The sequence below is a fragment of the Lacrimispora sp. genome (assembly GCF_032078915.1).
Classification (GTDB): domain Bacteria; phylum Bacillota; class Clostridia; order Lachnospirales; family Lachnospiraceae; genus Lacrimispora.
This window is the reverse complement of the sequence record NZ_DAMAUN010000152.1, coordinates 1-7,717: the sequence shown is the minus strand read 5'-3', so window position 1 is coordinate 7,717 and position 7,717 is coordinate 1. Positions and strand designations below refer to the sequence as shown.

General features: G+C 39.0%; 7 protein-coding genes and 1 tRNA gene. 3 read left to right on the top strand and 5 right to left on the bottom strand.

The features are described from left to right. Positions 1-253: 253 nt before the first annotated feature. Together RT269_RS29030 and RT269_RS29025 are read right to left on the bottom strand one after the other, a co-directional pair. Complete coding sequence (locus tag RT269_RS29030) at positions 254-1,924, bottom strand: S8 family peptidase (protein WP_313187934.1); 1,671 nt, start codon at positions 1,922-1,924, stop codon at positions 254-256. Between the two features lie 174 nt (positions 1,925-2,098). Continuing rightward, positions 2,099-2,617, bottom strand: coding sequence for a 2'-5' RNA ligase family protein (locus RT269_RS29025; RefSeq protein ID WP_313187933.1), 519 nt, complete (start codon positions 2,615-2,617; stop codon positions 2,099-2,101). A gap of 149 nt (positions 2,618-2,766) precedes the next feature. Between RT269_RS29025 and RT269_RS29020 the strand changes: the two genes are divergently transcribed. Beyond that, positions 2,767-3,384: an NUDIX hydrolase gene (locus RT269_RS29020; RefSeq protein ID WP_331664262.1), complete on the top strand. Its 618-nt coding sequence runs from the start codon at positions 2,767-2,769 to the stop codon at positions 3,382-3,384. Here RT269_RS29020 and RT269_RS29015 read toward each other — a convergent pair. After that, positions 3,381-4,259, bottom strand: coding sequence for an aminoglycoside 6-adenylyltransferase (locus RT269_RS29015; RefSeq protein ID WP_313187931.1), 879 nt, complete (start codon positions 4,257-4,259; stop codon positions 3,381-3,383). The genes RT269_RS29020 and RT269_RS29015 overlap by 4 nt on opposite strands. A 216-nt stretch (positions 4,260-4,475) precedes the next feature. On the opposite strand from RT269_RS29015, the gene RT269_RS29010 reads away from it, so the two are divergent. Beyond that, positions 4,476-4,835 carry a DUF3888 domain-containing protein gene (locus RT269_RS29010; protein WP_313187930.1) on the top strand — a complete coding sequence of 120 codons (360 nt, stop codon included), beginning with the start codon at positions 4,476-4,478 and terminating at the stop codon, positions 4,833-4,835. Between the two features lie 62 nt (positions 4,836-4,897). Here RT269_RS29010 and RT269_RS29005 read toward each other — a convergent pair whose 3' ends face one another. Further along, positions 4,898-5,866, bottom strand: coding sequence for a DUF4489 domain-containing protein (locus tag RT269_RS29005; protein WP_313187929.1), 969 nt, complete (start codon positions 5,864-5,866; stop codon positions 4,898-4,900). Positions 5,867-6,090: 224 nt separating this feature from the next. Here RT269_RS29005 and RT269_RS29000 point away from each other — a divergent pair, with 224 nt between their 5' ends. Next, positions 6,091-6,582, top strand: coding sequence for a DUF4489 domain-containing protein (locus RT269_RS29000; RefSeq protein ID WP_313187927.1), 492 nt, complete (start codon positions 6,091-6,093; stop codon positions 6,580-6,582). Positions 6,583-6,911: 329 nt separating this feature from the next. Here the strand turns inward: RT269_RS29000 and RT269_RS28995 are convergent. Further along, positions 6,912-6,991, bottom strand: a tRNA-Leu gene (locus RT269_RS28995). Positions 6,992-7,717: the final 726 nt, after the last annotated feature.

Sequence of the window (7,717 nt, the reverse complement as noted above, 5' to 3'; positions counted from 1 at the left end):
CAAATTCTCCGGGAGGAGCAGAAGGGGGTATTACATCCCTGCTGGCAGCCTCTAACCGGTTGAATTCTTCCTCCAAGCTTTTTTCAAGTTTTTTATTCCAGTGTCTCATATAATCACCTCCCAGAAAATTATATAACAGTTGTAAAGCTCCTTTTATATAATGTTCTGGACATATGACTGAAATTCTGTTTTAAAACAATAATTGTTCCCAATCCAGTCAAACGGATATTATCTGCGCCCTTACTTGATGAGGTTAAATACTGGTTAGCTGCATGAACATATTGTTCACGTTCACCTGGCCGTATCCCCATATGTTATTTGGATAGGTGTATGAGCTGGCCCGCACTGCACCCCTCATCATCAGCCGGCTGACATCGACTCCATTCATAGTTATGTAATGTTCCTTGACAATGGTCCACTCAAAGACCATGGCAATGATGCCGGCCACATGGGCAGCCGCAGCCCCTGTTCCTGTAACAGAGCCATATCCATTTCCGGGAACCGCACAGGTAAGCTGGTAACCAGGAGCGGCAATATCAGGTTTAATAAGGCCTGTTCTTGTATAGCCCCTGCTTGATTCACCCAGAATTGAGTTGTTCATCTGATTATAGGCAGTCACAGTCAGCTGACGCCTGCCGTTTCCAGGTGAAGTGATGGTGGTATCCGGAGAGGAATTAAGAAAAAAGGTCTGGTTGGATATGAGACCGTTTGAAGGGAGCCAGGCATGAAAGGACAAAGGTTCATCTTCAATGCTCCTGACCCGAATGCGCCAGACTCCGGGAGTGGTGTTTTGAAAACGCACCAGGATCATCTGGTCTCCGGTTTCCTCTTCAAAAAGATAATTGTTGATATAAAGGGTAGTAGGGGTGAATACAAAGTTAAATATTCTGCAATCGCCGAGCGTAGGATATACCTGCTGGGTGGATTCTCTGTTTGGTGAGGAAATATCAATGGAAAGCCGTCCAAGGGAACTTGACCAGATTTCCATAGCAAACATTTTATCATTTTCCCCTATTCTTAATTCAAAATCATTGTAATAAGGCTCTGATTGGGTAGAATTAAAATAATGTCTTTGACTGTTTCCCTCGTTACCGGCAGAGACGGATATGCCGATACTGGGCTGAAGTGCCAGGTCATTTAGGTAACCGCTTAGAGCGCCCCTCCCGTCATGACCTCCCTGGCTGCTTCCTAAGGCGAAGCAGGTGACCACTGGGCGGCTATACTTTTCCGAAATGGTAAGGGAATAACGGAAGCCAAGCATAAGATCCGATTCCTGGAAGCATAAATCATTATCAGGAATAAAAAAGAAGTTTTTCAGATTTTTTTTTGCTTCCTTAAGCTTTACGATCACCAGATCAGATTGAGGGACTATACCGCTAAAGGATTCCAATAAGTTAGGAGTGCCGGCAATCACGCTTGCAATAGACGTTCCGTGTCCGTTTGTGTCTGTAGATGGAACAACAGATAGGGGATCATCAGAATTTAATGCGGCATTGATTGTCTCCTGGCTGTATTCCGTACCAAAGGTAAAGGTCTCAGGAGGGGTTCCTTCCTGCTGGGTCTGGTCCCATATGGAGAGAATACGGGTCGAGCCGTCACTGTTACGGAAGGCAGGATGCTGGTAATCAACACCCGTATCAATGACTACAATGATTACACCCATTCCAAACAGGGCTAAGGCAGGATTCCGCTGAACCGTTCCTATGCCGGACTGTTCAAGGCTGACCGTAGATGTGAGCGTATATATTCCGGGAAAGGTGTGGAGTGGATGCTTTACCATATCACAAAGACTTATGTCGGCGGCCGGGATATGCAGTAAGGAATGCCGGTTGTTCAGATAGGTGATGTTATCATCAGTGGGGGCTGAAGTAATTGGGTTTGTAATGATTAAATCAAAATAATTGTTATCCAAAATTTTCTTCACAGTTAAGTCTCCTTGCCGATGCTGACAGCAGCAATCATGCAATATGCAAAATGAGCGTAGCTGTCTAAAATTGGGATGTCCCGGCAGCACTGCCGGGCCGATATGCATGTTAAATGATATGGCAGAAGATGAAGAAATATGAGAGATGGATCGGCCGGAAAGCTATTTTGCTGTTTATTCCTGCAGTCGGTGTTCGCTTATTATAATTGACTCTCCCAATGCACCTATCACTTCAACTGAAATTGTGTTTATCACGGTTCTAAATGTTTCATTGCATTTAGAAACATCGAAATAGGCCCGTTCCAGTTTTTCTATGGAGTCTAAATTTCCAAGGGTTAAATGAGGAGTATAAGGGTATCCTTTTTTATACTCCTTTAATAGATCGGAATATAGTTGCTCATGGATTTTATGAATATATTCCTTTCCTTCTACAATATTTAAAAACAAATAATTCCCTAATTCACCAGGCTGCTTTGAAACTCCATTCAGAGTAATTTCAAAAGGCTTGATATTCATAAGCTTATCGCTTATGTGCTTGTCCAATCTATCATTGCTCATATCGCTTTGAAAGGGAAAAACTAAAGTGATATGCGGTTTTACAAGAGCAGATAATGGGTCGTATTGATTCCTATAGAAATGAATCGCATCCATGTTATGAAACTCTGGAAATATCATGATCGTCCTTGTATCCATATTGCCTCTCCTTTCTTAATTGACTTTGTTTGCTGCATTTTTCCAATTGTCTGCCGTCCGTAACCACAGAAGTCTTCAAAGATAATCTTGATAGTTATGGGTATGTGAGATAATATAATACTTAGTATGGAGTAAGGAAGGAATGCATTATGGAGGATAAAAAATGGCTTGAATGGGCGGTTGAATTGCAGGCAATCGCACAGGCAGGACTATATTATACGAAGGATTGCTTTGACCAGGAACGATTTGAAAGGATCCGGGAGATTTCGGCTGAAATAATCAGCAGACAATCAGAAATGCCGGTCGAAAAGGTCAAAGATTTATTTTGCTGCGAAACAGGATACCAAACACCCAAGATAGATACCAGGGCCGCTATTTTTAAGAACAACAGGATTCTTCTGGTTAAAGAAGCCGATGGGAGATGGTCATTGCCCGGAGGCTGGGTCGATGTCAATTTATCAGTAAAAGAGAATATAATTAAAGAGGTCAGGGAAGAGGCAGGCCTTGATGTCGAGGCCGACAAGGTTATTGCCGTGCAGGATCGAGAAAAACATAATCTTCCAATCTATGCTTACAAGGTTTGTAAAATTTTTATACAGTGTTCCGTTATTGGCGGTTCATTTAAAGCAAATAATGAAACCACGGACAGCTGTTATTTCTCATTGGAAGAATTGCCGTCACTTGCAACGGAAAAGAGCAATGCAGAACAGATAAAAATGTGTTTTCAGGCCTTTTCTGAGCAAGCCTGGAAAACAATTCTGGATTAGATCTCCAATGGATCAATGCCATCATTTTTTATTGAAGTAATATATTTGATCATATTCTTATCGTCTTGCACGCAGTAGGTGCAGCCCAGATGGCCAGAAACCTGCAGTGCAAGAAAACGAAACAGATCACATGCGGAGAAAACAGCATTCCAAAGATTTTCAGGACTGCCGTCAGAGTAGGTCTTCAAATATTTTTCATACAGTTCTGAAGGCAGGTATTTTTTATAATATTTCCCCCACATTCCTGTAGAAACAGAAAATCCATGATTCATGGCGATGTACCATTCCACCATTATATCAAGCTGAATGTGTACGATCCCCGTATACATTCTCATCGCATAAGGAATCTGATCTCTTTTAATCCCTTTTGCAACGTTGTTTAAACACCACCAAAACTCATTGCAGCATCCGTCATACATCTGTTTCGTGGGAATTTTAATCCAGTAGCCGGTATCACTTGCCTGAGGTATTTGAGGCAAGATATGATCCTTGTCCAGCAAAGGCACTGTAAGGCTGTCGGTAAGATAATTCTCAATGGCTTTTTCTTTGGTCATAATACGCAGATCAATTCTATTTCCGTCTTTATATAAGATGAGCCAGCCGTATGATTTGGTAAAGTCGCAGTCTTTGCCCCAGCCAAAGTCATTAGAATCCGGTTCCTGCATGACGGCAACGTCTCCAAAGATCTTTATCCACGTTTTATCCGATAAAAATGATTGTGTCTCAGAAACCACAAAGACAATATCATAATCCTGATAAATATCCTTTTCAACAAGGGGATTTGCACGAGAACCATTCATGTATGCTGCTATGATGCGTTCATCTGCTTGGGCAACTCTCAAGATCAATCCAAACATTTCCTTTTCACTGCGCATGACAATTTACCTCGTTTGATATAAATGATAGAAAGCTTCGTATGCTTATTCTACCATGGTACATTATAAAAGTAAATAATAGGGCCGGTGCTAGAGATGTCGGACGAAACTATTGAATATAGAAGAGAGATGGAGATCTCCGCCCCGTGTTCCTGCTCATTACAGGAAGTTGTAATATATACTATTAATTCTAATTATAATGAGGAGCATTTTAAATTGAATAACCTATCAAGAAACAATTTAACAGATGTACTAATTTTATCCTTATTAAATCCTTATATAACCTCTGCGATTAACAAATATTATCGACCGTATTTTAATACTGAGTTAGAGGTCTACAATTATGAAAATGAAATTCTTGATATCACAAGTTCAAATTACCTGACTGTAAGAATTGGTGTGTTTCCTCAAATAGGCGCTCATAATCCTGTTGGATGTGATAGGCTCACCTATACTGTTGATGCAAATGGCACTGTCATATTACAAAAATATGAGCATCTGGCATCTTATGAAATACCACCTCATTTAAAAGACAGTATTGATTCCATGTTTCCGACCCTATTGCGTATATTCTAACACCTCGTTCCCGACAATTTTTGAGACACCCTAATTTGGAATAGTAACTAAACTGATTTTAGCTAGCATGCACAATCAGTAATGGTAGCACGAAGTATAGAGTTATTGAACGTAGTTGCAGGCCCCTCTGTTGCAAGCTGAACAGTAAGCAATACATAATAGGTACAGCAGCCTTCTGTTTTTTCTATACAGTCATGAACATGAAAATTATAAGTGTTATAATTCGATTCTGGTAGTGAATGATCTAATAACCATGTTGGACCAATTGGTATTGGGACCAACTGACAACTACATTGCTTATATACCTGTATAAAAGCAATTAAAATAGATGTCGGAAAGATGGTATTAGTGGAAAATTCCAGTTCAATGCATGGCTGATTAAACTTTTTCCCATTCAATTGTAAGGATGCGAGTGTAAAGGTATCTCCGGTCGATGTTTCTCCGGCTACCGAAACAGTTGAAGGAGAGCTGCATTTTGATAAAACTATGTTCGTTGGTCTGATGCAGTTGCAGCAGTAATTAGATTGACATTCATCATTGTCACAGTATTGATTATCAGACGAACATCCATCTATTGAAGCTAATGCACTAAGATTGGCATTGTTAATAGAAATCAAGCCTGTTGTAGCAGTGCCAACGACTGTTACGGCAACATAATATATACAGCATTCATCATAGTTTTTGTCACATGCCTTAAATGAGAACGTTGTAGCATCTCCTCCTAAAAATAATCTTGTGTAGGTCAAGACTGAGCCTACAGGGATAGGGGCTAACTGGTCTGGGCATTGTTTGAATATCTGAAAATTCACTGTTGCAATTGATGCCTCTGTGACCAGGTTACTTGAAAAGTTAAATCGGATGGTAGAATGCTGTCCTTTAGCATTATTGATTTTCAATAAAGTGATACGAAAAGAAGTTCCCACATTTGTTCCTGCTGGAATTGTAAGAGTGTCTGTCGTACTATAGCATAAGAAAGCGTCATTTGATTTTTTAGCAATTTCAGGTTTGCAACAGTCGCATTGCTTATCCATCTTAAAATTACCTCCACACATGCACATATTGTTTATGTTCCTAACTATATAATATTATTAATATATAGATTTGTGAATTGAAATAGAAATGGCACTGTGAGCAGCTTTTATGCCTTTAGGTACAAGTTCAACATATACCACTCACCTTAACAGATTTTGCTAATATACTAGATATATATAATTTTTTTATGGGATTAGCAGTGGATTGAAACGGAGGTAATGAAATGGATGTGAAACGGCAGTGCTGTGTGTATGAGGATTGCCAGGTAGATTCTAAAAGATATAATAATTTTTTATTAAAATGCAGTTCGTCAAATAATCTGACGATACCAGTTGGTACCACTTCTGGAACAACATATATTTTAGCCGCTCTTGTATTGGACTTGGACCAATTTTGCAATCCTATAGTTAATCTGGAATTTAGCAGTAATATACTCTCTCCAATTTCTTTTGCAGAATTAAATTTTCAGATTTTCAGACAATGTAAAGAACAATTAAGTCCAGTAGCAGTTAGTTCTATTTGGACATTTAATACATTGACTCCAGGTGTAAACAGCAGTACGTTTACTTTTAATAGTTGTGATTGCGATCTCAAAGGTTGTGGTTGTTGTACTTACACTACAGTTGTAACTGTCACATCAGCGGTCGATGTAAATCCTACAACTATTAATGACGCAAAGCTTGATGTCTTTGTTACAGAAAGCTATGCCTGCTGATGCTTGAATTATTAGGCAATAACATAAGGATTAAAGTTTTAATAAAGAAAATCGTAAATTGTCTGGGCATTTTCATTATTAAAAATTTTAACGTTGGTGTTACTAATACCGTTGATGCTCACTGCTCGGAATACCGAGCAAAAAAGCGGATATCCTATTCCGGGCCCGCCTATTCATAGAATTATATCATTTTCGTGTGATATTTCGTGTGGTATCGTGTTGTATTTATGAGTATAAGTATGCCTAATTCAGCAGTTTATTAAAATTCTAATATAAAAAAACCCTAGTGTTTACAAGACATTCTTGTAATTACTAGGGTTTTCGAGCAATGCGGGTAACAGGACTTGAACCTGCACGGTCTCCCACCAGAACCTAAATCTGGCGCGTCTGCCAATTCCGCCATACCCGCTGACGACAACATAGATGATACCATTCGAGTGACAAATTGTCAAGAAAAAGGAGACATTTTCTCATGGCAAATATCAAATAAAAGCGCTTGCAAAAATCCCACTAAATTTCAAAGGGGGTTCCACGCTCATAATAAATGGTACAGAGTATTATAGAAATCAAGCTAATAAGAGTCAATATCATGGAGTATGATTACCCCGTACAAATTCATAGAAAGTCAGTGACCTCTTTATACATGTAACAACAATGATGCCGGAGAAAATACTTTCTATTATAAGAAGCCGATATAAAACAATGAAGGTTCTTATAGGATTCCCCTCATATCTATAAGTTTGCGTCAATGAGTCAGATGGTTATCAGACATTTAAAGAACTTACTTTCATTTAATACTAAGACTGTGGAAAAGATGAAGATGGATAATGCAGGCGCAGTCTCTTGAATTTTTGATAGTCTAATTCAAGATGGTTGTTATAAGAGATTCACTCAAGAAAACGGACGAAAGGTGCAGGTAAGCTGAAGGTGATTTATATAATAGGTAATTAAGAAGATTCAAAGATAAATATACAGGCAATAAATCTATGTAATATAGAAGGGAAACAATGGTCTGCACGATAGAATATAAGATACCGATTTTGCTATGCAATGTTCTGGAATATTATTTCGAAAAAAATACAAAATAATTGTTGACTTTTGTCAAATGCTTTGGTATGATATAACTCGCCGCTGA

What these genes read in the sequence shown, in the direction of transcription:
- RT269_RS29015 (WP_313187931.1), bottom strand. Translation starts at nt 4,259, where the DNA reads ATGCGCAGTGAAAAGGAAATGTTTGGATTGATCTTGAGAGTTGCCCAA.
- RT269_RS29025 (WP_313187933.1), bottom strand. Translation starts at nt 2,617, where the DNA reads ATGGATACAAGGACGATCATGATATTTCCAGAGTTTCATAACATGGAT.
- RT269_RS29000 (WP_313187927.1), top strand. Translation starts at nt 6,091, where the DNA reads ATGGATGTGAAACGGCAGTGCTGTGTGTATGAGGATTGCCAGGTAGAT.
- RT269_RS29020 (WP_331664262.1), top strand. Translation starts at nt 2,767, where the DNA reads ATGGAGGATAAAAAATGGCTTGAATGGGCGGTTGAATTGCAGGCAATC.
- RT269_RS29005 (WP_313187929.1), bottom strand. Translation starts at nt 5,866, where the DNA reads ATGGATAAGCAATGCGACTGTTGCAAACCTGAAATTGCTAAAAAATCA.